At 62.3% G+C, this 24,409-nt stretch carries 21 protein-coding genes and 4 pseudogenes; 7 read left to right on the top strand and 18 right to left on the bottom strand.

Going from position 1 to position 24,409, the window contains the following annotated elements:
* Positions 1 to 272 precede the first annotated feature (272 nt).
* Genes nikE through nikA form a run of 5 tightly spaced genes read right to left on the bottom strand, consistent with a single transcriptional unit; the run spans position 273 to position 5,221 of the window.
* Positions 273 to 1,094 (bottom strand): nickel import ATP-binding protein NikE, encoded by an 822-nt coding sequence (gene nikE, locus LU682_RS13275; protein WP_010954222.1) that lies wholly within the window; start codon positions 1,092 to 1,094, stop codon positions 273 to 275.
* Positions 1,091 to 1,861, bottom strand: coding sequence for a nickel import ATP-binding protein NikD (nikD, locus tag LU682_RS13280; RefSeq protein ID WP_010954221.1), 771 nt, complete (start codon positions 1,859 to 1,861; stop codon positions 1,091 to 1,093). Before nikD ends, nikE begins: the two co-directional genes overlap by 4 nt.
* Positions 1,862 to 2,707, bottom strand: a complete 846-nt coding sequence (gene nikC, locus LU682_RS13285; protein WP_010954220.1) for a nickel ABC transporter permease subunit NikC — start codon at positions 2,705 to 2,707, stop codon at positions 1,862 to 1,864.
* On the bottom strand, positions 2,704 to 3,645 hold the full coding sequence (nikB, locus tag LU682_RS13290; RefSeq protein ID WP_010954219.1) for a nickel ABC transporter permease subunit NikB: 942 nt from the start codon (positions 3,643 to 3,645) through the stop codon (positions 2,704 to 2,706). The genes nikC and nikB overlap by 4 nt, the downstream gene beginning before the upstream one ends.
* Position 3,646: 1 nt before the next feature.
* Complete coding sequence (nikA, locus tag LU682_RS13295; protein ID WP_010954218.1) at positions 3,647 to 5,221, bottom strand: nickel ABC transporter substrate-binding protein; 1,575 nt, start codon at positions 5,219 to 5,221, stop codon at positions 3,647 to 3,649.
* 87 nt (positions 5,222 to 5,308) lie between these two features.
* Here nikA and nikR point away from each other — a divergent pair, with 87 nt between their 5' ends.
* Complete coding sequence (nikR, locus tag LU682_RS13300; protein ID WP_010954217.1) at positions 5,309 to 5,725, top strand: nickel-responsive transcriptional regulator NikR; 417 nt, start codon at positions 5,309 to 5,311, stop codon at positions 5,723 to 5,725.
* A gap of 47 nt (positions 5,726 to 5,772) precedes the next feature.
* Here nikR and LU682_RS13305 read toward each other — a convergent pair whose 3' ends face one another.
* The 3 genes and pseudogenes from LU682_RS13305 to LU682_RS13315 form a co-directional block, all read right to left on the bottom strand.
* Positions 5,773 to 7,824: a TonB-dependent receptor gene (locus tag LU682_RS13305; RefSeq protein WP_010954216.1), complete on the bottom strand. Its 2,052-nt coding sequence runs from the start codon at positions 7,822 to 7,824 to the stop codon at positions 5,773 to 5,775.
* Between the two features lie 78 nt (positions 7,825 to 7,902).
* Positions 7,903 to 8,310, bottom strand: a complete 408-nt coding sequence (locus LU682_RS13310; RefSeq protein WP_010954215.1) for a DUF2946 family protein — start codon at positions 8,308 to 8,310, stop codon at positions 7,903 to 7,905.
* 142 nt (positions 8,311 to 8,452) lie between these two features.
* Positions 8,453 to 8,761: pseudogene (locus LU682_RS13315) on the bottom strand (cytochrome d ubiquinol oxidase subunit II); the annotation flags it as partial.
* A 52-nt stretch (positions 8,762 to 8,813) separates the two neighbouring features.
* On the opposite strand from LU682_RS13315, the gene LU682_RS13320 reads away from it, so the two are divergent.
* From LU682_RS13320 to LU682_RS13335, 4 genes and pseudogenes are all read left to right on the top strand, one after another.
* The gene (locus tag LU682_RS13320) at positions 8,814 to 9,191 is read left to right on the top strand and encodes a DUF2946 family protein (protein ID WP_020193613.1); all 378 of its coding nucleotides are present in this window, start codon (positions 8,814 to 8,816) and stop codon (positions 9,189 to 9,191) included.
* Positions 9,192 to 9,357: 166 nt separating this feature from the next.
* Complete coding sequence (locus LU682_RS13325; protein WP_049587839.1) at positions 9,358 to 9,747, top strand: DUF2946 family protein; 390 nt, start codon at positions 9,358 to 9,360, stop codon at positions 9,745 to 9,747.
* Positions 9,748 to 9,824: 77 nt separating this feature from the next.
* Complete coding sequence (locus LU682_RS13330; RefSeq protein ID WP_049587840.1) at positions 9,825 to 10,400, top strand: putative natural product biosynthesis protein; 576 nt, start codon at positions 9,825 to 9,827, stop codon at positions 10,398 to 10,400.
* A gap of 74 nt (positions 10,401 to 10,474) precedes the next feature.
* Positions 10,475 to 10,720, top strand: a pseudogene (locus LU682_RS13335) (LysR family transcriptional regulator); the annotation flags it as partial.
* A gap of 354 nt (positions 10,721 to 11,074) precedes the next feature.
* Here LU682_RS13335 and LU682_RS13340 read toward each other — a convergent pair.
* From LU682_RS13340 to LU682_RS13375, 8 genes and pseudogenes are all read right to left on the bottom strand, one after another.
* A pseudogene (locus tag LU682_RS13340) lies at positions 11,075 to 11,473 on the bottom strand (TonB-dependent receptor); the annotation flags it as partial.
* A gap of 111 nt (positions 11,474 to 11,584) precedes the next feature.
* Positions 11,585 to 11,965, bottom strand: a complete 381-nt coding sequence (locus LU682_RS13345) for a DUF2946 family protein (RefSeq protein WP_049587928.1) — start codon at positions 11,963 to 11,965, stop codon at positions 11,585 to 11,587.
* 127 nt (positions 11,966 to 12,092) lie between these two features.
* Complete coding sequence (locus tag LU682_RS13350) at positions 12,093 to 12,383, bottom strand: c-type cytochrome (protein ID WP_010954210.1); 291 nt, start codon at positions 12,381 to 12,383, stop codon at positions 12,093 to 12,095.
* A gap of 306 nt (positions 12,384 to 12,689) precedes the next feature.
* Complete coding sequence (locus tag LU682_RS13355; protein ID WP_232914896.1) at positions 12,690 to 14,165, bottom strand: PepSY domain-containing protein; 1,476 nt, start codon at positions 14,163 to 14,165, stop codon at positions 12,690 to 12,692.
* Between the two features lie 5 nt (positions 14,166 to 14,170).
* Positions 14,171 to 16,324 carry a TonB-dependent receptor gene (locus LU682_RS13360; RefSeq protein ID WP_049587844.1) on the bottom strand — a complete coding sequence of 718 codons (2,154 nt, stop codon included), beginning with the start codon at positions 16,322 to 16,324 and terminating at the stop codon, positions 14,171 to 14,173.
* A gap of 71 nt (positions 16,325 to 16,395) precedes the next feature.
* Positions 16,396 to 16,785 (bottom strand): DUF2946 family protein, encoded by a 390-nt coding sequence (locus LU682_RS13365; protein WP_060489237.1) that lies wholly within the window; start codon positions 16,783 to 16,785, stop codon positions 16,396 to 16,398.
* A 128-nt stretch (positions 16,786 to 16,913) separates the two neighbouring features.
* Positions 16,914 to 18,197, bottom strand: a complete 1,284-nt coding sequence (locus LU682_RS13370) for a DUF2254 domain-containing protein (RefSeq protein ID WP_049587847.1) — start codon at positions 18,195 to 18,197, stop codon at positions 16,914 to 16,916.
* A 31-nt stretch (positions 18,198 to 18,228) separates the two neighbouring features.
* The gene (locus LU682_RS13375; RefSeq protein ID WP_049587849.1) at positions 18,229 to 19,101 is read right to left on the bottom strand and encodes a LysR family transcriptional regulator; all 873 of its coding nucleotides are present in this window, start codon (positions 19,099 to 19,101) and stop codon (positions 18,229 to 18,231) included.
* 101 nt (positions 19,102 to 19,202) lie between these two features.
* On the opposite strand from LU682_RS13375, the gene LU682_RS13380 reads away from it, so the two are divergent.
* Positions 19,203 to 19,616 (top strand): VOC family protein, encoded by a 414-nt coding sequence (locus LU682_RS13380; RefSeq protein ID WP_010954206.1) that lies wholly within the window; start codon positions 19,203 to 19,205, stop codon positions 19,614 to 19,616.
* Positions 19,617 to 19,774: 158 nt separating this feature from the next.
* Positions 19,775 to 21,089, top strand: a pseudogene (locus tag LU682_RS13385) (cation:dicarboxylate symporter family transporter).
* Between the two features lie 201 nt (positions 21,090 to 21,290).
* Here the strand turns inward: LU682_RS13385 and LU682_RS13390 are convergent.
* Positions 21,291 to 22,013 carry a DUF4198 domain-containing protein gene (locus LU682_RS13390; RefSeq protein ID WP_010954205.1) on the bottom strand — a complete coding sequence of 241 codons (723 nt, stop codon included), beginning with the start codon at positions 22,011 to 22,013 and terminating at the stop codon, positions 21,291 to 21,293.
* A 14-nt stretch (positions 22,014 to 22,027) separates the two neighbouring features.
* Positions 22,028 to 24,118 (bottom strand): TonB-dependent siderophore receptor, encoded by a 2,091-nt coding sequence (locus LU682_RS13395; RefSeq protein WP_010954204.1) that lies wholly within the window; start codon positions 24,116 to 24,118, stop codon positions 22,028 to 22,030.
* Positions 24,119 to 24,409 lie beyond the last annotated feature (291 nt).

Raw genomic sequence — 24,409 nt, forward strand, 5'->3', positions numbered from 1 at the left:
GGCACTTTGATGGCACCTTGGAAAAGGCCATGGCGTTCACGTGTGATGCCGTTCGCCACGTTCGAGTGCCGGCGTCAGCAGGCGTTGTGGGCGTGTAACGACAATGTGCCCATCGCCAAGGCTACGGCACCCGCGACGGTTTCCAGCATTTCACGTCACTGCATGGATCGTTTCCTTGATCGGAGTCGGTCTTGGCTGAACAGGGTTATGCGCGCAGATCAGTCTGGTGAACATAGCCTGTTTTCCGACGATCCGAAAGCCAGTCTGTGGTGTCAGTGTGCAGCTGTTGGCAGGCCTTGCGGTGATGGCCTCCTCTGCGGGCGCACAGGCAACACCGCCGCCTGCAGCTGCCGGCCCACGGGGTGCGCAAAGCACAGGTCGTGCGTGACGGGGCGTTCCTCCACGATGCGCCCGCCGTGCAGCAGCACAACCCGCTGGCAGAAGTACTGCACCAGGCTCAGGTCATGGCTGATCAGCACGAAAGCGGTGCCGCTGCGCTGGCGTAGGGCTTCCAGCTGCTGCAGGATCTGCAGCTGCAACAGCCGGTCCAGGTTCGACAACGCTTCGTCGAGCACTACCAGCTGTGGCGAGGCGGCCAGCGCCCGGGCAATGTTGGCACGCTGCAACTGGCCGCCACTCAACTGCTGCGGCAGGCGTTGGGCATGCTCGGCGCGCAGGCCCATTTCCTCCAGCAGTGCAAGGGTGCGCGCCTGCCGGGCGGCTTCATCCATGTCGGTCAGATGGCGCAGCGGCTCGGCGATGCTCCAGCCGATGCTGCGCTGCGGGTTGAAGGCGCCAGGGGCGTCCTGGAACACCAGTTGCACCGTGCGCTGAAAGGCGCGCGCCTGCTCACCTTTGAGCTGGCTGACATCCTGCCCGGCAAAGCTCACCTGGCCCTGGGCCGGTTTTTCCAGCCCGAGCAGCAGCCGTGCGAGCGTGCTTTTGCCGCTGCCGCTGCTGCCGAGCAGTCCGATGGATTCGCCAGCGTGCAGTTGCAGGTCGATACCGTCGAGTACCTGCAGCCAACCGCGTTTGCGCAGCAGCCCCCCTGTACGATAACGGTGGCCAACGTGGTGGACGTGCAGCAAGCTCATGGTTGGCTCCGGCAAAGGACTTGGTGTGCGTGGAGGAGGGTGCGGGCAGTGGCACTGGCGGGGCGCTGGAACAGCTCATGGGCCGGTTGGCATTCGACAATGCGGCCGGCCTCCATCACCGCGACCTGGTCTGCGCAGCGCGCTACCACCCCCATATCGTGGGTCACCAGCAATACCCCCAGCCCATGCACCTGCACCAGCTCCATCAGCAGGTCGAGAAAACGCGCCTGGCTCAGGGCATCGAGGTCGCTGGTGGGTTCGTCTGCCAGCAGGAATGGGGTTTCGGCCATCAGCGCCAGGGCGATCATCATCCTTTGCAGCATGCCGCCGCTGAGCTGAAAAGCGAACGATTGCAGCACTCGCTCAGTGTCTGCCAAGCCGACAGCATCCAGGCAGTGGGCCATGCGCGCCCGTGCTACCGCGCTGGTGATGCCTCGTTGCCTGAGCGTTTCGATGGCATGGCTGGCCATGTTGCGCACCGGGTTGAAGGCGCTGCGCGGGTTTTGCAGCACCAGGCTGGTCAGGCGACCTCTGACACTGCTTGCAGCCAGCGGCTGGCCGTCGAGCAGCAGTTGTCCTTGGGTGCGGGCGAGGCCAGGTGGTAGCAGGTCGAGCAAGCCAAGGCAGCTGAGGGATTTGCCAGAGCCGCTGGCACCGACCAACGTGCAGACTTCGCCGCGGCGCAGCTGCAAGTCAACGTCATGCACCAGCACGCCGGCCTGGGTTTCTATGCGAAGGCCACGGATTTCAAGCACCGACGGACTCATTCAATGGCGCTCCTGTGCAGGGTCCAGGCGGTCGCGCAGCGCATCGCCCAGCAGGTTGAAGGCCATCACCGAGAAGAAGATCATCAGCCCTGGCAACAGCAGCAGTTGTGGCTGCGTCCAGATGAATTCCTTGGCGTCGTTGATCATCACGCCCCATTCGGCGGTGGGGGGCGCCACCCCGAGGCCAAGGAACGACAGGCCGGAGACGTGCAGCATCATGTGGCCGATGTCCATGGTTGCCAGCACCAGCAACGGGCCGGCGATATTGGGCAGCACATGCTGGCGCAGCCGCGCCCAGCGTGAAGCGCCGGCCAGGCGTGAAGCCAATACGTATTCGCGGCCGCGCTGGGCAATCACCAGGCCGCGCACCATGCGCGCATACCAGGCCCAGTGGGACAGGGCGATGGCGATGATCACGTTGCTCAGGCCAGTGCCCAGCAAGGTGACGAAGAAAAATGCCAGTACCAGCGTGGGGAAGGTCATGAACATGTCGCACAGGCGCATCAGCAGCAGGTCGGTGCGCCCGCCTACGAACCCGGCCACACCGCCGACCGCGAGCCCCAGGGCCAGTACCAGCGCCAGGGTCAGCATCACGCTGCCCAAGGACAGGCGCGTGCCGACGATCAACCGCGAAAGCAGGTCGCGCCCGAGGTGGTCTGTGCCCAGCCAGTGACGGGCGTCTGGCGCCTGCAGGCGCTGGCCGAGGTCGACCAGGTCGGGGTCATGCGGGGCGATCCAGTGGCCGAACAGCGCCAGCACCGCCAGCAGGCCGACCAGGGCCAGGCCGATCATCAGGCTGGGGCGGCGCAGCAGCAATGGCTGACGCAGGGCAGCGTGCACACTCATGCGTTCACCCCTTCCAGCCGGCTGCGAGGATCAAGCCAGGCGTAGCACACATCGACTATCAGGTTACAGATCATCAGCAGGCCGGTCAGTAGCAGGGTGAAGCACTGCATCACCGGGAAGTCGCGGTTAAGCACTGCCGACACCGCAAAACGACCAACGCCGGGCCAGGCGAAGATCGTCTCGATCACCAGTGCGCCGCCGAGCAGTTCGCCGATGTGCATGCCGGTGGCCGTCACCAGCGGCAGCCAGGCATTGCGCAGGATATGGTCACGCCAGACATGCCGTTCGGGCAGGCCGCGGGCACGGGCATAGGTGACGTGCCGCTGCCCGCCGGCATCCAGCAGGCTGGCACGCAGCAGGCGGGCGTTGATCGACATCGACATCAGGGCGATCGCCAGCACCGGCATCACCAGGTGCCCGGCCCCTCCACGCCCCAGCGGCGGCAGCCAGCCCAGCCACAGGGAAAAAAGCGCGATCAGCAGAAACGCCAGCCAGAAATTGGGCATGGACACCCCCAGGAAGGTCACTGCCCGCACGGCGTGGTCGGGCCAGCGCCCTTGCCAGCGGGCCGCCAACAGCCCCAAGGGGATCGACAGCAGCAGCGTGCAGGCTAACGCCAGGCCGCCGAGCTGCAGGGTGGCGGGCAGGTAGTAGAGCAGGTCATCGAGCACGGGACGGCCGGTGATGTAGGAGATGCCGAAGTCCAGATGCACGGCGTTCCACAGCCAGCTCAGGTATTGCGCATACAGCGGACGATCCAGCCCCAGGGTATGGCGCACTTCGGCAATGGCGGCGTCGGTCGGTGGAATGTGCGAAAGCCGAAGGTAGTCCAGCGCCGGGTCTGTGCTGCCCAGGTGTAGCAGCACGAACACCAGCAACGAAGCGCCAAGCATGACCGGCACAAGCAGCGCCAGGCGCAACAGGATGTAGCGCAACATGTCAGTCTCCCTGTTTTGGCGTCATGGTTTCGAACGGCACATCGAACAAGGTGCTGCCGAACTGGACCTTGGCCACCGAGTCTCGGCGCACGCTGATGGCCGTGAGATGCGAGATGGGCAGGTAGACGGCTTGTTCGTGCAAGGTGGTGAGGATGAAGCGGTACTGTTCGGCACGCTGCTGTTCGTCGGTGCTGGCCAGCACTTGGCCAATGCGCTTGTCCAGTTCGTCCTTGATTGCCAGCCCACGTTGGGCCATGTAGTCGGCATGGCCGGCGTAGCGCATGGAGCTGACGAACGAATGCGGGTCGTAGGGCGCGCCCCAGGTGTCGGCGAAGATCATGCCGAAGTCGCCGTCGCGTTGGCGCCGCACCAAAGCCCCTTCTTCAACCGCACGCAGGTCGATGTGGATGCCGATTTTCGCCAGCTCGCCCTGCAGCACTTCGGCCAGGCTCTTCTGCAAGGCACTTGTGCCGAGGAATACCAGCTCGATGGCCAAGGGTTCGCCGCCTTTACTGCGCACAGACGCGCCTGGGGCCAGCGTCCACCCGGCAGCATCAAGGGCATGGGCGGCGCGCGCCGGGTCGTAAGGGTAGGGCTTGAGGCCGATATCGGCGTAGGGCATGTTGCTGGCGAACAGGGTATCTGCCCGGGGTTCAAGGCCGTAGAGAATCTTGTCGATGATGGCTTGCTTGTCCACCGCCTCGTTGATCGCCTGGCGTACCGCCAGATCACGGGTAGCACCACGGCCGGTGTTCATCGCCAGGGTGCGGGTGGCCAGCGGTGCCGACAGTGCGGTGGCATAGCCCTGGTCACGCAGGCGCACGAACGTGCCGGCCGTGATCTCGCCGGCGGCGCCCTGGATCAGTTCGACCTCGCCGGCCTGCAGGGCCAGCGCGCGGCTGTTGGGGTCTGGAATGACCTTGACCATGACCTCGCCGTAGGCCGGCTTGGGCCCCCAGTACTGGGGGTTGCGCACGAAGCGGTCGTATTCGCCCAGGCGTGATTCGGCGCGCATCCAGGGGCCGGTACCGGCCGGTTGGCCGGGTTTGGCCTGAGGCGAGGCAAAGCGCAATGGGCGAACCTGGGCCAGCTCCATCAGCGTCGGGTAGTAAGGGTGCTTGAGGACCAGGCGCAGGGTCAGGCGCTCAGGCGCTTCAACGTGGTCCAGTGTGGTCACCAGTTCCATCCAGCGGTGACGCTGAGTGTTGGCCAGGACGGCATCGAGGTTGGCTTTGGCCGCAGGCGCATCGAAGGGTGTGCCATCGCTGAAGCGCACGCCGTCGCGAAGGGTGAACGTGTAGGTCTTGCCGTCGTCCGAAACCTGCCAGGCCTCAGCCAGCCATGGCTCCAGCGTACCCGCGGCGGTATAGCGCACCAGGGGTTCATAGACCATGGCCTGGGCGTACATCTGGTTGGGGGAATAGCCACGCGGGTCGAGCGGCCCGGCATTCACAGGCCAGGAGTACACCAGCTGCGGCCCTTGCTCGGCGGCGCGGCTGGCCGGCGCAGCAGCGCACGCAGCAAGAAGAAGGAGGCCCCACAGGGCGGGCTTTCGTTTACCAGGCTGCTGCTTCACACTGCGTCCCCCACTTTCACGGAGGCCGTAGGCTAAAGTGTGGTGGGTATGATGTCTACGTGAAATCATCTTACCGGAAGTTACAGAATGCAACGAATCACCATCACGCTGGATGAAGAGCTGCTCGACGTCATCGATCGGCGGGTGGCGACCCAAGGCTACCAGGGCCGCTCGGAGGCCATCCGCGACCTGTTGCGTGCGGGGATGCGCGAGTCTGAAGCCTTGCCGGACGATGCCGCCTGCGTGGCGGTGGTCAGTTACCTGTACGACCACAGCACCCGCGAACTGCCCAGACGGCTCAACCAGACCCTGCACGCCCACCACGATCTGACCCGATCCACCCTGCATGTGCACCTGGATGCCGGCCACTGCCTGGAGGTCTCGGTGCTGCAGGGCGAAAGCGGCCGAATTGGCGAGTTGTCTCGCCAATTGATGGTTGAGCGCGGCGTGGAACATGGCCAGGTGCAGGTGATCCCGGCTCCGGGGCAGCCGAAGGTGCGCTGAGGCGTTGCCTCACTTGTTCGTGACGCGATCGGCCCAAGGGCCGTTACTCAGAAGTCCAACGTCAGCCCGGCATACAGGGCACGACCGTCACCCGGGGAGTGCAGGGAAGCATCCGCACCGTCCGGGTCGTACCACACGTACTCGTAGTAGCGGTTGGTGAGGTTCTTCAACTGCAGGTCCACGCTCATGGTTTCGCTGAGCTTGTACGTCGCGCCGAGGTTCATCAGTACGTAGCCGCCATACGTACCTTGGGTGTTCTCCCGCTCCAGGTAGTAGTTGGTCTGCCCGTTCGCCCAGGCAGTCAGTTGCAGCGCGGGAGTGGCCTGGTAGCTGATGCCGGTGTTCCACAGATGGTGTGGCACGTGATCGATTTCCTGGCCTTTGCTGCCTGGCAACGCGCTGCTGGGCTCAAGGATCTTGGAGTACTGCCAGGAGTAGGACATCCACACCTCGGTTCGTTCGTCCGGGTGCAGGTTGACCTGCAGGTCATAGCCCCAGCGGCGTGTTTCGCCGACGTTGTCCGACTCGCCGCTGGGGTCGTTCAGGCGACGGCTCACTTCGCCAGAGGCGTCCTGACGCCAATAGGCCACGCGGCCATCGACCCAGCTGGCCGGGGTGAACTTGACGCCGGTTTCCCAGCCTTCGTTGATCGACGGGTCCAGGTCCTCGTTGCGCGGCGGCACCTTGTAGGCTGCGGCGCCCGTCCCGACCTGGAAGGTGCGGCCCCAGTTGGCGTAAACGCTGGCGAACTTCCACGGCGAATAGACAATGCTGAGCTTGGGCTGCTTGATCAGCCCGTAGTCGTTGATGTCGTAGTCCTGCCCGGTCATCTTGTTGGTGAAGTCGCCACTGATCTTGTCCACCCGGTAGGCCGGCACGATCTTCAGCGATTCGAACGGCTCGATCTCCGCCTGTACATAGGCACCGACCGTGTTGAAGTCGAAGTCCTGGTCGCGTGTCTGCGCCTGGCGTACACGCTCCACGGTGCGGTAGCGTTCGCTGCGGTTCTGTTGCTTCTGCATATCGCTGCCACCTTCCAGCGCAAAGGCGTGCAGCCAGTCCACCTGTGGTCGCCAGGTCAGCGAGGTGATGGCACCGTACTGATCCTCGTAGGTGTCGCGTTCCTGCTGTGAACTGGTGCGCCAGTACTGCGTCCAGCGTCGGTCGTCATAGGTGTTGAGGTAGGTCTTGGCCGACCAGGACAGGGTCTCGGCCAGGTCGGTGTCGAAGTGCACGCTGACCTGGTTCATTCGCCGCGTGCCTTTGTCCGTGGCGTTGTAGTCATTGCTCATGCGCGGATGATGGCGGGCGTCATCCTCGGTCAGGTAGCCGGCCTCCTGGGCTTCGGACTCGTAGTGGCGGGCGATCAGACCAAGGCGATAGCTGCCATCGTCAGGGGTATAGAACCATTTGCCGCCGAAGCTGTAGCGTTCGGTGTCGGCATGGTCGCGGTAGCCGTCGACCTGCTGGCGGGCGAAGAAGTAGTTCTGTGTCCAGTTGCTGGTCTCGATGCCCTTGGCCAGTTGCACCTCGCGGGTGTTGAAGCTGCCGTAGCGCAGGCGCGCCTTGTTGTAGTTGCCGCCGGTGCGGGTGTTGATATTGACGTTACCGGCGATGTTGTTCAGGCCGTAGCGTGGATCGCTGGTGCCGCGCACCACTTCGATGCTGTCGATGTCCATGGGGAACACCGAGTCGATGAAGGGCATGTTGCCGTCATTGGTGTTGCTGGGGATGCCATCGATCAGCAACTTGACCGCGTTCACTTCGCCTTCGCCATTGAAGCCGCGAAACGACAGTTTGCCCGAGGTGGTGCCCTGGTTGAACTCGGTCAGCATCACCCCTGGCGCGCGACTGAACAGTTCCCAGCTGTAGGTCACGGGCATCTTTTCGAGGATATCGCCCCCCAGGATGTCCACCGAACTGAGCACGCTGCTGGTGGCCAGCGGGCCGCTTTCGGTACTGGTCACGTTGACCGCGCCAAGGGTGAGGGTGGAGTTTTCAATGGGCAAAGTTTCGGCAACGGCCAGTGACAGCGGGCTGAGGCTGAACACAGCGAGCACGGACAGGACAGCGCGTGCGGTGCAACGGAACGCAGGCATGGAAGGTTTCCTGGTCAGACAGTCGGGCAAGGCTGCGCACCGCAGGTCACGGGGCAGCTGTGGGCAAGAAACGACGGGTCAGGCCAGGGGAGAGGCGCGGGGGTTGAGCTTTGGCCACTGTTCGCGCGGCAGCGACAGCCTGTGGCTGTTACTGAGCAACAGTGCGTCGGGCCAGAAGCGGGGGAACAGGTGGCGATAATAGTCGCTGGCCAGCAAGGCATGCCCGGCGTGACCACAGCAGCAGTCGCCAGCCTGGTGTTTCATGTCCTGCTGATCATCGAGTTGCGGCAGCTCGGCCTTGAGCTGGGCCAGCAGTGACTTGGGCAGGCTCTGTGCACCGTGCAGGCTGCAAAAGCTGCCGAGAATCAGCGATTGGCTGTCGATGCGGGGTGATTGCAAGGCACGGTCAAGCGGCATCGCCAGCAGGTTGAACAGCACGGCGAGGCAGGCGAACAGACAAAGATGTGCACGTGCACGTGAAAGCATGAGTCACCCGAGCGAATATGGCGCGCATTAAGCCGCATCCGTTGCGGGCTGTACAAGTTCCGTGGTGCGCCTTTTTGTCGCAGGCGCACCACGGCGAGGGCTCAATGGCTGCGCATGCCGGCGGCCATCATGAACAGTCGGATCAGCCAAGCGAACTGGGCAGGATGAACAGTGTGCCTACCAGCATGAAGCCTTGGCTCTGGGGCGGCGCTGCGGCTTCCCAGATGCTGATCGACGGCGGGATGATGTTTGGCCACAGGCTGATGCCAAGGCCGCTGTAGCCCAGGAAAATCTGGGCCAGGGTCAGCAAGAACGGCGTGTAGTGCGCGTTGCGTGCCACGGCACGTAGCAGCCCGTAGCACGTCACCAGCACCAGGATCGGCACCGGCATGAACCAGAGCAGGTTGTGCATGCTGAACCAGCGGGCGGCGATTTGCGGGTAGGCCAGCGGGGGCGGAGGTGATGCTTCAACGGGGCCGGTTTCGATGCTAAAGTCGCCGCCCATGAACCGTCTGCCTTCAAACCGTCCCCTCATTGCCTGGGCACTGTACTTCTGTGTCCTGTTCAATGTACTTGGCTGTGGCCTTGCCCACGGGCAGGCATTGGGGCTGGCGCTGAATGGCTTCGGCGGTGCGTTCTGCAGCCTCGGTGGCGATACCGGCTCACTGAAGGCCAAGCAGGACGGCGCCCTGGCGGGCGACCTGAGCATTCCGTTCAGTTGCCCGATGGGCTCGGCGGCTTTTCTTACCCTGGTATTCCTGATCGGTGTCGCCTGGCTGCTGGCCAGTGCCAACCGCCGCCCGATCATGCGCGAGGTCCGCAGCCAAGCGCCTCCGCGCTATTGCTGGCCGTCGTCCAACCCTCGCGCTTCACCTCTCTGACGCTACCTGCGCCTAGGCGCCGTGGCGGGCCTGTGCCTGCCATTAACACGCCGGATTCACGGTGCATGCTCAGGTATGCGCCTGCCGGTTGGTTTGACCGTCGTTGGAGAGAAGCCCTCATGACCTGTCGAATCTCCACGCCCGCGCTACCTGGCGAGGCGTGAACATGCGCCATTGCGGCCTGCGCGCACGCACCTGGGATAACCTCTGGGTCGCGGCGCTGCTTGCCATGCTGCTCAAGGTACTGGCATTGCCCATGGCCAGTACCCTGGGCGACCTGAGCCTGGCGCAGTTGCTGGCGGGCAGTTATTGCTCGTCGGGCGGCGTACAGCCGGCCATGCTGGACAAGGACGGCAAACTTAGCCCGAAGACGTCCGCCCCCGGGCATTGCTGCTGCGCCCAAGGCGGCCCTGCACCACTGCCTGCCTCTTTGATTCTGGCCGCCTTTGCCCTGCCTGTGCTGCCTGTCGACCAGCAACCCGCTGTTCTGGTGCATTCGCCCCGGCACTGCTGGCCGTCGATCAACCCCCGTGCCTCCCCGAAAGTGATCGCCTGACCTGCAAGGACCCAGGCCGCACCCGCTAAAAGCGGGGCGTCGGCCTGCCGATGGCTAGCCGTACCCCGGAGCACACGATGTCTCGTACCCTGAACGCTTCAGCGTTGCTGGAGCCCTCCGTTCGCCCGTCGCGCACTGGCGACTTCCTGTTGCCGTTTCCCGATTACCCCTGCAATGCCCGCAGCTTCGTCAACCTCGATGCGCGCCTGCTGCCTTACTGGCACACGCTATTCGATGTTTGCCCAGGCTTGCTGAAGCTCGACCCGCCAGAGGGGCTTGAGTTGTTCCGACGCTTCATGACTTGGGCCTACCGACACCATCCGGCGCTGGATTGGACGTACTACATCAGCGTTTGCCGCTGGTTGCTGAGCTCGCCGTACCAGGCCCGGGTGACCGAAGAGCATATTGAAGCGTTCATGGTGGCGGCAGCTGCGCTCTGGGTAACGACCGATGTTTCCCAGGCCCGTGGCCTGATCCTCGCGTGGCAGCCCATGACTGAATGGATCGTGGAGTGGAAGCCGGGGTTCCGTTCGACCCCGTTCACGCCCCAGGAGGGGGAGGGCTTGCCACCACCGTCCTGGGAGTTCTCCTGGAGCCCGCTCGATGGCAAAGGCGCGGGTAGCTTCAGGCGCTGGCTGCCGGTGCCCGGCTAAACCATGATCAGTTGACGGTGGCCGGCCGCCGTCCTTGCACCCTTTGCCCAAGCTCCAACATGAGGTTACCGACGATGGATGTACTTCAAGCCATGCGCGCGTTCAACTGCGTGGTTCAGGCTGGCAGCCTGACGGGTGCGGCCGAATACCTGGACACCACCACGGCCAGCGTTTCCCGGATGCTGTCGAACCTGGAGGCTCACCTGCACATTCGCCTGCTCAACCGCACCACCCGACGCATCGCGCTGACCGAAGCCGGCAAGCGTTATCTGGTGCGCTGCCGGCTCATTCTTGAGCTGGTAGAAAAGGCCGAGAGCGAAGTGCAGCAACAGTTGCTGGACCTGCCCGCGACCGGGTAAGTCCACGATCTGCACTGCTAAGCCATTACGCCGCGCAGGCTGCGACAGACCGTTACACCAGAAACCGTGGCAGTATGCAGACGCCCATGTCATGGGCACGTGCCTGGGTGTGTGGTAGTCGAAATCGCCTTCGCGGCCAATCAGGCTGGCTTGTTCGGTGGCCGTGCGGAAGCTGCCGCCGGTGAGTTGCAGCTCCCCATGGTGGTTGTCGCCCTGCTCGGCAACCTTGGGCGTCAGGTCGATGGCCGCGAAGGTGTTGCCGAACTTCTGCGGCTGCGGGCCTTTGTACACGCTGATGCTCTGCATCGCGTTGATCGGCAGCAGGTCGAGCAGCGGGTGGCCCCAGACGCCCATATAGAAGGGAACGCCATCGATGTAGGTCTTGATCTCGCTGCCCGGGCGGCTGGCACCCATGCCGCGGATGTATACCGCGCCGCCTTCGGCACCGCCGAACGAGCCGACCGGGTTGAAGCGCGACACCACCACGCCGGGTGTACGACGCAGCGCGGAGGACAGGTCGAGCGCGTTGAGGTCGCGGATCTGCTCCTGGCCGACCACGGTGGTGAGGCTGCCGAAGCTGTCGACCGTGTTCTGGTCGATGACCGAAGTGTCGACCACCGTGGTTTCGGGCAGCTCCACGCTGTCGGTCTGGGCCAGTGCGGTACCACTGGAAAGGGCGAGTGCGGCTGCGCAGCAGATTGTCTTGTTCTTCATTGCTCTGGGTATTCCTGAATGCAAAAGTTGCAAGGCGAGCCGTGGTCCGCGCACCCGGCGACACCCCCATGTGAATAAGCGCCAAGGGCGTGGTGCGGCTATCGGGCTGATTCAGGGCAGGGCGGGGGAGGCACGGGGATTGGCTGCAGGCCAGCGTAGGCGAGGCCAGGTGGCGGGGACGATGGGAAGTGAGGGCTTGCAGGCTCGTGGGGCAAATACCACGCCCAGCAACTGCAGGGTGATGGCCAGGCCCGCATGGCTGCACAGCGGGCAATCGATGGTGGATACGCCAGCGAAGGTGGCGCCGAGCCCTTTGCCGAAACTGACCGCGCTGGCCGCAGTCGCTAAGTGGCCACAAAAAGTGCCACCTGCACCGTTGAGCATCAAGCCGCCGGCCTGACCATGCCCCAGGCCGCAATGCAGCACTGCGAACAGCACGCAGGCGTAGAGGCCCCAGCTGAGTGTGCGGCGACGTCCTGCTGCTCGATGCATGTCCTTTGCCCGGTGTTCGCTGTGATTGAAAATGGCGAGGCGCGGGTCTAGCAACGCCGCCCATCATGGTTAGGTGCGACTAGGTTGCCAGGGGCGCACAGTACCTGGCGCGTCCCTGGCGCACGAATCACTTGGACATGTAGTCGATTACGGCCTTGTAATCGTCGGCGGTGCAGTCCATGCACAGGCCGCGCGGCGGCATGGCGTTGAAGCCTTCGGTGACGTGCTTCACCAGAACATCGTTGCCTTGGGCCAGCCGTGGCTTCCAGGCCTCGTGGTCACCTTTCTTCGGCGCCATTGGCAATTGCCCGTTGTGGCACATCTGGCAAGCGCGGTTGAAGACCGCCTCCGGGTCCTGGGCTGCTTGAGCCAGGCTGGCGGTTGCCAGGCAAGCAAGCATTGCCAGTGTTTTCTTCATGACCGACCTCTCAGGTTTTTTATTGGAAGGCAGAGTCTAAGAGCCTGGTTATCCCTGTCAGGTGCGACGTTCTGACGCATGTGCGGTGTCAGGGCTTCATCTACCGGTCTGGCTGGCAGGGTGCGGCGAACCGTCGCAGGGTGGCGGCTTGCAGGTGCCGTGCTACGTTGAAGCTGATCCGGTGTTTTACTCTTGGCAGGGTTTTCATCGGCTCAAACAAAAGCCGGGGCGCATTACCGTCCCGGCTTTTGTTTTTTCAGTGATCAGCGGCACTCGCTCAGGCCGCTGCGAAACACGAAAGGAGGCTCAACCGCGAACTCGAGCGGTCATTCTGCGTAGCCTTCGCCAGCCTAGTACGACGCCGCTGAGTGAAACCACCAGGCCGCCGATGCTCAAGGCGATGATCAGGCCTTCGCGTAACACCGGCCTTTGCAGCAGTGGCTGCAGATCCCAGCTGTGCAACAGGTTGAATAGCCAGCGACCGGCGCGTTGTCTGGCATCGTGGCTGGCGACCACTTCTGCGCTGGCCGGGTCGAGGTAGACCCACGTGCTGGCGGGGTCGTCGAAGCGCAGGCGCAGTACCGGCAGTGGGCGGCTCTGGAAGCCGTACATGCTCTGGGCGTCACGGGTGAAATAGTAGGCGTCATAGTGCCCTTGCCAGTTGGCCTGTACCACGACGCCTGCCGCCATCGCACGGGCTGCTGTCAGCAAGCGTTGTTCGGACAATGCCCGCGCCGGCGGCGCGCCGGCTTCCAGAATCCGGCTATCGCCGGCGGCATTGCGGGCAACCAGGAAGGTGTCGCCGCCCAGGCGTTGCCACTGGATTTCGACAGGGTTGAACCCAGGCTCCCGGCCCAGGCTGGCCATGGCCTGGGCAACCGTCTGGCCGATATCCATCGCGCGTAGCGGCCCCTGACGTAGCGCCTGTGGGGCCAGCTGCGAACGACTGTCGGTCACACCCCAGGGGCGCATCGACATGAGTCCGCTGAATACCCACAGCACCAGCACCGTGCCGAACAGTAGCCCGCCGATGTGGTGCCAGCGCAGCCAGCCGCCAGGGTAGGGGCTGCACGAGCCGCTGCGATAGCGCTTGCGCAGCCGCAGGCGCAGTATGCCAACGGTCATGCCCAGGAGCGCCATGACCGTTGCGCCCAGGGACAGGCCGATCACCAGGGTACGCCAGCCGTTGTCGAAGCCGAACCCGCCCCGTAGCGGATAGAGCCAATGCAGCCATGCACCGACCCAGTTCCAGGCACGCTCCTGGGCGGTGGCGTCACGCACCACTTCGCCGGTGCGGCTGGACAGGTACAGCCAGGTGCCGGCTGTATCGTCTACCTGCACGTGATGCAAGGGGCGGTCGCCATCCAATGCCCTGGAGTGGGTCCACATGTCCTCGTCCACGGTGCCCAGGTAAGCCAGCCCGGCCTCACCGGCATACTGCCGGGCATTGGCCAGGGCCCAGGCTGCGTCGGCCCGAGCCAGAGGCTCGCCGCTGGCGGCATCGAGGATGACGCGGCGACCGTCGGCCAGTTCCAGCAGGTGGTGCGCGCGCCCGCCCAGGCTGGTCAGGCGCAGCGCCTTCAGCGGCTGTTGCGCCCAATGCTCGGGCAACTCGGCGCAGCACCCCGCCGGCAAAGCCGGCAGGTGGGCCAGGCGCTCGGCCGGTGTCAGCTTGGGGTAGCCGACGTACAGCATGACAACCCCGGAGACGAACCATAGCGCCATGAACAGGCAGGCGACGATGCCCAGCCAGCGGTGCCGCAGGTACAGCTGGCGCTTCACGCTCATCAGTAGCGCCACTGCACAGCGACTTCCAGGCTGCGCGGTTCACCCAGGTAGTACTGGGTGTTGGTCTGGTGGATGAAGCGGGCATACACCTCGTCGGTGAGGTTGCGCAGCCGCGCGCTGACTTGCACGTGCTTGTCCAGGTCGTGGGTCATGGACAGCCCGTAGACGGTGTACGACGGTACCCATGCGGTATTGGCGGTGTTGGCGTACACCGATGAGACATAGCGGGCATCGGCCCCGACCTGCCAGCCGGGCGCCAGGTCGTAGGTCAACCAGAGGTTGGCCACGCGGTCGGGGATGTTGACCGGGTTCTTGCCCTTGCGCGAGTACACCACGCCGCCGATGGTCTCGTTGAATTCATCGTATTCGGCATTTACCCAACTGAAGTTGCCCGCCGCCAGCAGCTTGGGCGTGACCTTGAAGGAGGCTGCCAGCTCGATGCCGGTGGAGGTCTGCTGGCCCGCCTGCTCGGTGGTGTTGGGCACGGTCGAGGAGGGCACGGAGATATCCTTGCGCACGATGCGATACGCCGCTGCCGTCGCCGAGCCGCGGCCGTCGAGGAAGTCGAACTTGCTGCCTACCTCGACCTGACGGCCGGTGCTCAGGTCGAAGTCGCCGACCTGGCTGATCGAGGCGCTGGTCAGGGTACCGCCTGGTGGTTCGGCCGAGTTGCTGTATTGGGTGTACAGGGTGACGTTGGAGGTCAGGTCATAGACCAGGCCCAGGCGACCGGTGATGGCGTCCCAGCGTCGGTCGAGCCTGGCTCGCGCCACATGGTCGACCACGTCGAAGTCGATATGGTCGTAGCGCAGCGCGGTGATCAATGATAGTTGATCGGTCAGGCGGGTACGGTTCTCGACGAAGGCCGAGGTGGTGTCGGTGGTGGTGGTTCTGCCCTTGGTCATGGGCGCGTCCATACCGGGGATATCGAGGAAGTGCCCGGGTTCGAAGCCGTTCGGGTCAACCGTGTCGAACGCCCCCTTGGACAGCGGGTAGTTGGTTTGCTGGTTGGTGCTGTAGTCCATGCCGAACGCCCAGTCGCTGGCAAGGCCGAACAACTGGCCCTGGTGGGTCAGCTCCAGCTTGTCGCCGTTGACCTCCTGGTCGTGCCGCTGGCGATAGCCGCCTGAGCGAGCGATGGCGCTGTTGTCGGCGTTGTAGCGATACACCTCGAGATTGCGGTAATCGCGCTGGCCGTTGTAGTGGTAGAAGGTGTTACGCAGTTGGGTGTTGTCGTCGAAGCGGTAGTCGGTGATCGAGCGCAGCCACCGGGTGCGCTGCTCGTAGCGACCGTCTTCGACGTTGTAGTTGTTGAAACGGTTGTGCTTGTCGATGTGCAAGGTACCGACCAGTGGCTGCAATACCGGTGTGCCCCAGTAAGGGCTGTCCTCTTGCTCTTCCAGGTATTCGATGGCCAGCGTGTGCGAGAGCTTCTCGTTGATGTCGCTAAGCAGCGAGAAGGCCAGGTTGCCGGCCCCATTCTCCTGGCGATCGATATAGCCGTTGGTGCTGGTGCGGCTGTAGTCGAGGCGCGCATGGTGGCGTGGGCCGTCGCCCGTGTTCAGCGCCTTGTTGAAGGCAACCGACGTTTCCATGGTGTCGTAGCGTGCATAACTGACGCGCCCTTCGAAGGTGTCTTCGTCACGGCTTGCCAGCCGGGTGATGAAATTGAGGCTGCCACCGACAGCGCCGCTGCCGTTGAGGAAGGAGGACGGCCCGCCGAGCAATTCGACGCGGTCATAGATCCAGGCGCCCACCGGGCGCGCCGCGCCGCCATACTGCAAATTGATGCCATTGAACAACTGGCTGATCTGGGCACCGTTGAACCCTCGGTACGCCACATATCCCCCCCAGCCGGGCGGAGCCGAGGCGTTAACCCCGGGCAGTGCATTGGCGGCGTCCTGGAAGTTACGTGCGCCGATGCGCTCCATGGTCTTGCGGTCGGCAACGCTGATGGAAGCGGGGTTCTCCCTGGCGCTGAGGTTCAGCCGCGAGCCGCTTTCGATGGGGCGATCAAGGTCAAGGCTGGTTGCCTCCTTGGGTTGATTGGCTGTGGCCGTGACATTGCTGGCCGGCAGGGTCAGGGTGTCATCCTGCGCCCAGGCACAGGTTGCGCTGCCAACGAGCAGCGCCAAAGTGGTCATGCGGAACATGCAAGGCTTCCTGGCTGAAATCGGTGAGCACACGCCCGCTGCCGATCAGGCGGCACGGGGACGTGGCGATGTCAGAACGCGAGAAGCGAAGCGGGAGAGGCGCGGGGATTGACCAGTGGCCAGCGCTGCTTGGGCAGGCGTGGCGGAGGTTGGTTGGGTAAGGGGCTGCCCGGCTCGCCGGCGAGCAGGGTCAGCAGGCCGAAAAAGACGGCCAGCAGTGTGGCGCTGAACAGGCTGGCGATCACGCAGTCACCGCCGGCAGACAGGGTCGGATCGCTGAAGTCTTGCTCACCTTGGACCATGCCGCTGCTGTCGGCCGTGCACCAGGCGGCATCATCCATACCAGCCAGGCGCAACCCGGCCATTTGCCCATGGCCCATGGCGCACAGCAACGAGACGAACAGGATGCTGAAATACAGCACCCAGGCGACATGTGATCGTGTGTGGTGGGCCAGCTTCATGGCGGGACTCGGCGTGAAAACTGAATGATCAGGTTGGGAGGTTGGCGAGGGATTCTACATCTTCTGATGCATCTGAACAGGGTGATTTTTCAAGCACGAATATTCAATCGGGTACAGGCGCACGAGACTTATTGAACACCGATGAGTTCGGCAGCGAGCGCGCGGAGTTCGTCCTTGTCCTGTTGAAGTACAAGCCCACTGCCCGCGTGTGCAAGCAAGCGCGCGGCATGCCGGCTGCAGGCGGGTTGAAATGCGCGGGGATTGATGCGCGCCAGGCTGACCAGGGCTTTGATCAAGCGCAGATTGACCTCGTGCAAAGCCGCGCCGTCCCGGCTGATCGGCGCAAAAAAATCGTCAAACAGGTCATCCGCCAGCAGTGCACGAACATAGACCTGCGGGCATTTGTTATCCGTGCTTTGCGCCACGGGATGCAGTTTCCCCCAACACGTCAGGCAGCGAATGCCGCGGCCAATGATGTCGATGGCTGTACCGGGATCATTTACCGCTGGAGAAAGCGCTCGCGAGGCGATCTCTGACAACACCGAAAGCCCGAAGCGCGGGTCATGCTCGAACGTTCTCCTGAGGCCGACGGTCACGGCAGCGAGCATCTCGATGTCCAGCGCGCCAGTGTCATCGAGCGGCTCGCCATTCACGGCCAAGGCCCGTGCCACCACCATACCCTCATGTACAAAGGTGCCAGGCAGAACTTCGAGGAAAATTCGAATCTCGGTGCGCGTTGCAATCTTGCTCAGCGTGAGGACATCGATGTGCTGTACATAGCCGGTCTGGCGGCTTTTCACTTCATGGGTTACCCCAGGAAGCTTGAGGTCAGGCGGGTAGGCTGCAGCGCCCAGAAACGGGTGTTCAACACGCTGCTCGATGGCTTTGATCACTGCTTTTTCGACACGGTCGATCGTCTCGCCTACGCGCCCTAGTTTGGAGAGGTGATCAATCCAGCGCAGCAAGGTGTAGATGATCAGGACCACCACTGCAATCGTCACGGTGAAAAGCACTACACGACCTTGTGTACCGTAGGCTCCGGTGCTCAGTGCAATGATGCCGACGAGGCTGAAGAGAAAGGACCCGATGAAGGTCGCCAGAGCGTTCTGGGTCGTGGCGTCCTCCATGACCAACGAAGTGGCGCGCGGGGTTACGCCACTGCTGGCGGCACTGTAGGCCGAGACCATTGTACTGAGCGAAAACGTCGTGACGGCAAGCATGCTGGAGGCGATGATGCCCAATATCTTGTCAACGGCATCTGCACCGATACGTGCAGGCAAGCTGACCGGCACTGCATCCTTGAACACCATGGCCAGTAGCGCGGTAACCACCCCCAACAGGGAGAAAAGCGTTGCTCTGAACCAGAGACGCTTGGCAATTCGCGTAGCCAACCAACGCCAGCGAGCTATCATGAACACCTCCTGTTGCCGAGAGTGTAGGCCCTTATGGGGAGCTGCAGTTATTCATAAGCTGTACCTTCAAAACCTCCACCGCCTTGGGCCTTCTGGGGTTGGCCTTGTGAAGCAGGACTACCTGGCGCATGTAGCTGTCAGCGTCCGACACTGGCGTTGCCTGTAGGTCGTCAGTCTTCAATCCCGCCCAGAGTGGGACAACAGACACCCCCATGCCTTTGGCGACCATGATGTAGATAGCATCCAGCGCATCCAGATTACAGAGGACATCGGGCTGCAGGTCATTGTCATTCAAGTACTGCTGGGCAATCTGCCCACCCCAGGCATGTGAGTCATATCGAATCAGGTTTCGACCAAGAATCGTCGAGCGGATGTCGCGCTTGTCAACGGGGTCTTTGGTCAAAAGCATCAGGGGTTCTTCTCGAAGAACCTGTATACGAATGCTTTTGGGGACGCTGAAGGGCGGACATACCATGACTCCCGCATCGAGCTCTCCGCAGGCTACTTGTTCGTAAAGACTGCGCGAGTCCCCTGGCGTGATGCGTAGCCTCAGTTGCGGGGCAATGCTTGATAGCTGATTCATGGCCTCTGGCAATATGCCTGTCAACGCTGTAGAGATCGCACCGATCTTGAGATACCCCGACAGGCTACTGGTGTCCAGATCCTCTTTCAGCTCTGCTGCCCCCTGGATCAGATCTCGAATCTTCGGCAGCAACGACAGACATTTCTCGGTAGGTTCGACAGCATGTGCGCTTCGGTTCAGGAGTTCGCACGCCAGCGATTTCTCGAGGGCTTGTATACGCTGGCTGACTGCAGGTGCTGTCAGGTTTTCCCGTCGAGCCGCCGCTGCAATCGAGCCAGTCTCTATCACTGCCATCAGGCTTTCGAGAAATCGAGTGTCCAAAACATTTCCTTTCGCTGAGAGATGGAAAAATGCGCTTTAGCACTTGCGCGAGGCTACGCTAACCTCCCCGAAAGTTCTATCAGAAACCAAAGAGGTCAGTTATGAAATCGTTATTTCATGTTTCATACCATGTTACAGATCTCGAAGCATCTCGTAACTTCTACGGTAACATTCTCGGCTGCAAAGAAGGCCGCACGAGTGAAACTTATGTGGATTACGATTTCTTCGGTCACCAGATTTCGCTTCACAAAGGTGTTCCTTTTCCAACTACCCGTACTGGTAAAGTCGGCGACCATGAAGTGTTGATGCCGCATATCGGCTTGGTGCTGCATCTGGATGACTGGTTCGCGATGGCAGACCGCCTGGCGCTTCATGGCGTGCAGTTCGACATACCGCCGGTTGTACGATTCCCGGGCCAACCTGGGGAGCAGCGAACGATGTTTTTCCTGGACCCCAGTGGCAACCCGATCGAGATCAAAGGGTTCAAGGACTTTGAAGGTGTATTTGCCACCTGATTGGCATAAACCTTCGGGACGCGCCTCCCGCTTTGTCTGCGTGAGATAAGAGGCGTGTATCGGTGAGTGGCCACTCAATAAAAATAACAGGCTCCAACGATGTGTTTGGCATTTTTGCCGGCCAATGTACAGTCCAAATTATAATAACTGGAGGACGTATGGCAAAGACTAGTCTGGTGACTAGAATTATTGCAGGTCTTGTGCTCGGGGTTGTAGTGGGGGCACTTCTCAATTTCTTTCCCGAGTATAAAGCCTGGATAATCAGCAGCCTTTTACAACCCGTCGGCGACATCTTCATCAAGATGATGAAGATGATTGTCGTACCCCTCGTATTCGCGTGCATGGTCGGCGCGATCGCAGGCAATGGTGATAGCAAGGCGATAGGGCGGGTCGGGGTGAAAGCCCTGTTCTACTTCTTCGTCGTGACCAGCATCGCAATTGTGTGGCCTGCTGGTTGGCAATCTTGCGCAGCCAGGCGTAGGTGCCAACTTGACGACCCTGGCAAACACCCAAACGCTCTCGCTTCCGTCTACCTCGGAGAACACTGGGTTTGGTCAAGTCATCCTCAACATCATCCCGGACAATATCGTCGGTGCAATGGCGCAAGGAAAGCTGCTGCCTGTCCTGTTCTTCTCGGTCATGTTCGGCTTTGGGCTAAGTGCTCTGGACAAAGAGAAGAAAATGCCGTTGATCGCGGTAGTCAATGCCATTTCCGCGACGATGTTCAAGGTGACGCATATCGTGATGCACTACTCACCCATCGGGATCTTTGGCCTGATCGGCGTGACGGTCGCCAACTTCGGGCTTTCCGCGTTGCTGCCTCTGGCAAAACTGATTGCCGTCACCTACGTCGCGGTCATTCTGTTCGGCGTAGTCGTGCTGGGCGGCATCGCGAAGGTTGCCGGGATCAACATCTTCGACCTGATCAATGCGATCAAGGATGAGTTGATCCTGGCGTTCAGTACTGCCGCCTCGGCGACTGTCATGCCCCAGCTGATTGAAAAGGTCGAGGCCTACGGTGCGCCGCGTTCGATTGCTACGTTGGTGATTCCTACGGGTTATTCCTTCAATCTGGATGGCGCATCGCTGTTCGTGGGCATCGGTACGCTGTTCATCGCGCAGCTGTATGAAATTCCCCTGAGCTTGGCTGACCAGGCGATGCTGATCATCATCATGGTGCTGACCTCCAAGGGCGCAGCCGGCGTCCCGGGGGCCATGTTCGTGATCTTGACCGCTACGCTGACCAGTGCCGGCCTGCCTGTGGAAGGTATTGCATTCATCGCCGGAGTCTATCGCTTGATGGACATGCCGATCACGGCGCTGAATGTCTTGGGCAACGCACTGGCGCCTCTGGTGGTGGCGAAGTGGGAGAACCAATACCGGATGCCTGCTGCCCCGGTGGTAGCGCCCGCGGAGCGCCCGCAAGTGTTGACCTGTTCGATTAGCGCTGGGGGCTCGGCAAAAACGACCTAGTGTGTTCATCGACATGATCGCCTGCATGTGATGCAAGTGCCCATCATGCAGGTAATCGACATGCCCATCGTGTTCGATTGCCGTGTGGCCGCAGCCGGGCTTGTGCCAATGGTCATGGTGCGGATGCTGGTTGCAGGCACTCATTCCGAACGCCTCCAACTGCCATACCTCGGCCGTCATGGCCGAGGTATGTCGCTTAGTTTACTCGTGGTGCGGCTTACCCAGGAACGACAGTGAACTGAACAGGCTCTGCTGGGCCACGGGGCTGCCGTCTGCCATTGGCAGGGTAGCCTGGGCCGCGATGATGTTGAGTCCTTCATTGCGTACGGTAATACGTGCCCGGCCTTGCTTGTCGGTGGTGGCGCTGACCTGGTGAGGGGCTCCCCGGTAATCGCCCTGCAGCGGGATATCAGCAGCCGGTTTGCCATCGAGCAGTACCTGCACTTCCAGCGTCTTGCCTGGCCCGACTTGCAGAGGGTCGCTCAGGGGAACGATCGCCAAACGCAGCATGTCCAGTTTCGGCAGGCGTGCACCGCTCTGGTAGATCGCCAGGCTGTATTTCAAGCTGTGGGTGGAGGCGATCGCATCCTTGACATGGGTGCGATCCTGATTGACCCATTGCTTGTCCGGGCGCTGTGACCAAGGCCCGTTGTCCAGCAGCACGGCAAGTGCCGCAGGCGGGGTAAGTGGTTGCAGCACGGCATGATCCGCCAGGCGCTCGACCGTGACCGGGATCATGTTCCCGGTCACGTCGAACGCCCAGGCGCGCTTGATCTTTTCCGCCTTGTAGGCGTTATCCTCGGCGCCGTGGCCGTACACGGCCTCGATATTGCCACGTCGCTCCTCGGTCCACAGGCCGTGGGCGCCTGCGTTGACGCTGACCATCAGGGCCAACAGGGAAGCGACTTTCAGCGATGGATGCATGATGGTTCCTCGGTTCAAAGGCTCAGGGTCAGGCTTACACTGAAGTTGCGTGGCTCCCCGGGCAGCACCCAAGCGCTGTTGTACGAGCGTTCGTAGTACTTGCGGTCGAACAGGTTGTTGAGGTTAAGGCCGACGGTGACCTGTTCGCTGGCCTTGTAGTGCGCCAGCAGGTCGACCGTGCTGTAGGCGTCCAGGGTGAAGTCGCTGCCGGCCTGGCCGGAGCGTTCGCCGACGTAGTTCACCGCTGCGCCCACATCCGAGCCGCGCAGGGCCCCGTCCTGGAATTCGTACACGCCCATCAGGCTGCCGCTGTTACGGGCGATGCCGAGCAAGTCGCTGCCTTTGGGCAGGGCTGCGTCGCCTTTGGTGACCTCGGCGTCGATGTAGGCGTAGGCGCCGATCACTCGCAACGCGTCGGTCAGTTGGCCGCTGAACTGCAGGTCCAGGCCTTGGCTGCGCGCTTCGCCCGCCGCCACGCTCTCGCCAAGGGCGTCGGTGGTGATGACGTTCTCCTTGTCGATATGGAACAGGGCGATGGTCGCGCCCAGGCGGCTGTCGAGAAGGTCGAGCTTGACTCCGGTCTCGTAACCCAAGCCCTTTTCAGGCTTGTACACCTGGCCCTGGGTGCCGATGGTGTTGGGTTTGAACGAAGTGGATGCGTTGGCGAACACGCCGACTTGCGGGGTCAGTTGGTACAACACCCCGATGCGCGGTGTGGCAACGTCCTTTTCCTGGCTGTTGCTGAGACCCGTGGTGCGGTTCTGCGAGGTCTGCTCGAAGCGCTCCAGGCGTACGCCCAGCAACCCGCGCAGGCGCTCGGTGAAAGCGATCTGGTCTTGCAGGTTGATCGCGTAGCTTTCAGTGTGCTCGAAGAAGTCGTTGGCACGGGTGATGGCTGGCTTCGGCTTGCCGTATACCGGGTTGTAGATATCCAGCCCATACGCTGCGGACGTGGCGCTTTGCGGGTACTTCTGGCTGTTGCGGTAGTTTTCGTACTCCAGCCCCACCAGGGTCTGATGCTGCCAGCCACCCAGCTCGAACTGCCCGTGCAGCTCGGCCTGGGTGATGTTGTCGTTCCATTCGAAGTCGCGTTCGCGATAGAAGCGCGTGATGGTGGTGCTCACCAGGGCCTGGGGCTCGGAGCTGTTGCCCTTGAGCGTGCCCTGGGTGTAGTGGTTGGCCAGGCGCAGCTTCCAGTTGTCGTTGAGCACGTGTTCCAGCGCCACGTCGAGGGTCTGGTTGTCGTTGCGGATCTCGCCGTCATTCGGCTCGCCAAGGAAGGTCGAGCGCTTGACCGAACCCATTTCGCCGTTGACTGCCGGAATACCGCGATCGAACACCGACTCGGTGCGGGAGAACTCGGTGTCGATCATCAGTCGGGTGTCGGGTGACAGTTGCCAGCTCAGGGAGGGGCTGACGATACGGCGCTCGCTGCCGACATGATCGCGGAAGCTGTCGTTGTCTTCGACAGCGAGGTTGATCCGGCCCAGCAGATTCCCTTCGCTGTCCAGCGGCGAGTTGGCGTCCAGGGCGGTGCGGTAGCGATCCCAGCTGCCTGCGCTGAGGGTGAGGGTACTGAAGGCTTCGGCCTGGGGGCGCTTGGTGACGATGTTGACCAGTCCGCCAGGGTCGCCACGGCCATACAGGCTGGCAGCCGGGCCTTTGAGCACTTCGATGCGCTCGATGTTGGAGGTGTCCGGCGAGCTGTAGCTGCCGCGGTTGATGGCGAAACCGTTCTTGTACAGCTCGCCCGTGGTGAAGCCGCGCACACTGTAGTTGAGGAAAGTCAGGCCGCCGAAGTTGTTCTGCCGCGAGACGCCGCCAGCAAAGTCCAGGGCGCGGTCGATGCGGGTGGTGTTGAGGTCCTTGATCACCTGCGCGGGCACGACGTCGATACTCTGCGGCGTGTCGCGGATGTCGGTATCGGTGCGGGTGGCCGTGGCAGAGCGATTGGCACGATAGCCTTGCACCGGCCCGTCGGCGCGCTCTTCGAGGTAGGCGTCGGTGATGGAGGTTTCGTTCAGCAGCAAGGGTTGTGCCGCTGAAATCGGCTGGCCGAACAAGCCCAGCGTCAGGCCGGCCAGAAGGGGGGCACGAGGGTTCACGTAAAGTCTCCGTTTTTCACGCTATAACGTTGCATTGTTGGATACGTCCTGACTTGGGCACTGTCCACGAGCTCGAAGGGGATCACAACGGGTACACCATCAGGCTCCACGGTGTAGGCTGTGCAGGCTGCACTCGATGCCAACATCGATGCCGCGCCCTGCTTCGGGCCGTGCTGCATCACAGATGACAAGAAACCCTTGCGAGTAGAGCGGCCCGCCTTGCGTCAGACCTGACAAATGAATCCTGATGAGGAAATGTTCATGTGTTGGGATGCGCATGTTATTAGATGT

The organism is Pseudomonas alloputida (genome assembly GCF_021283545.2).
Lineage (GTDB): Bacteria > Pseudomonadota > Gammaproteobacteria > Pseudomonadales > Pseudomonadaceae > Aquipseudomonas > Aquipseudomonas alloputida.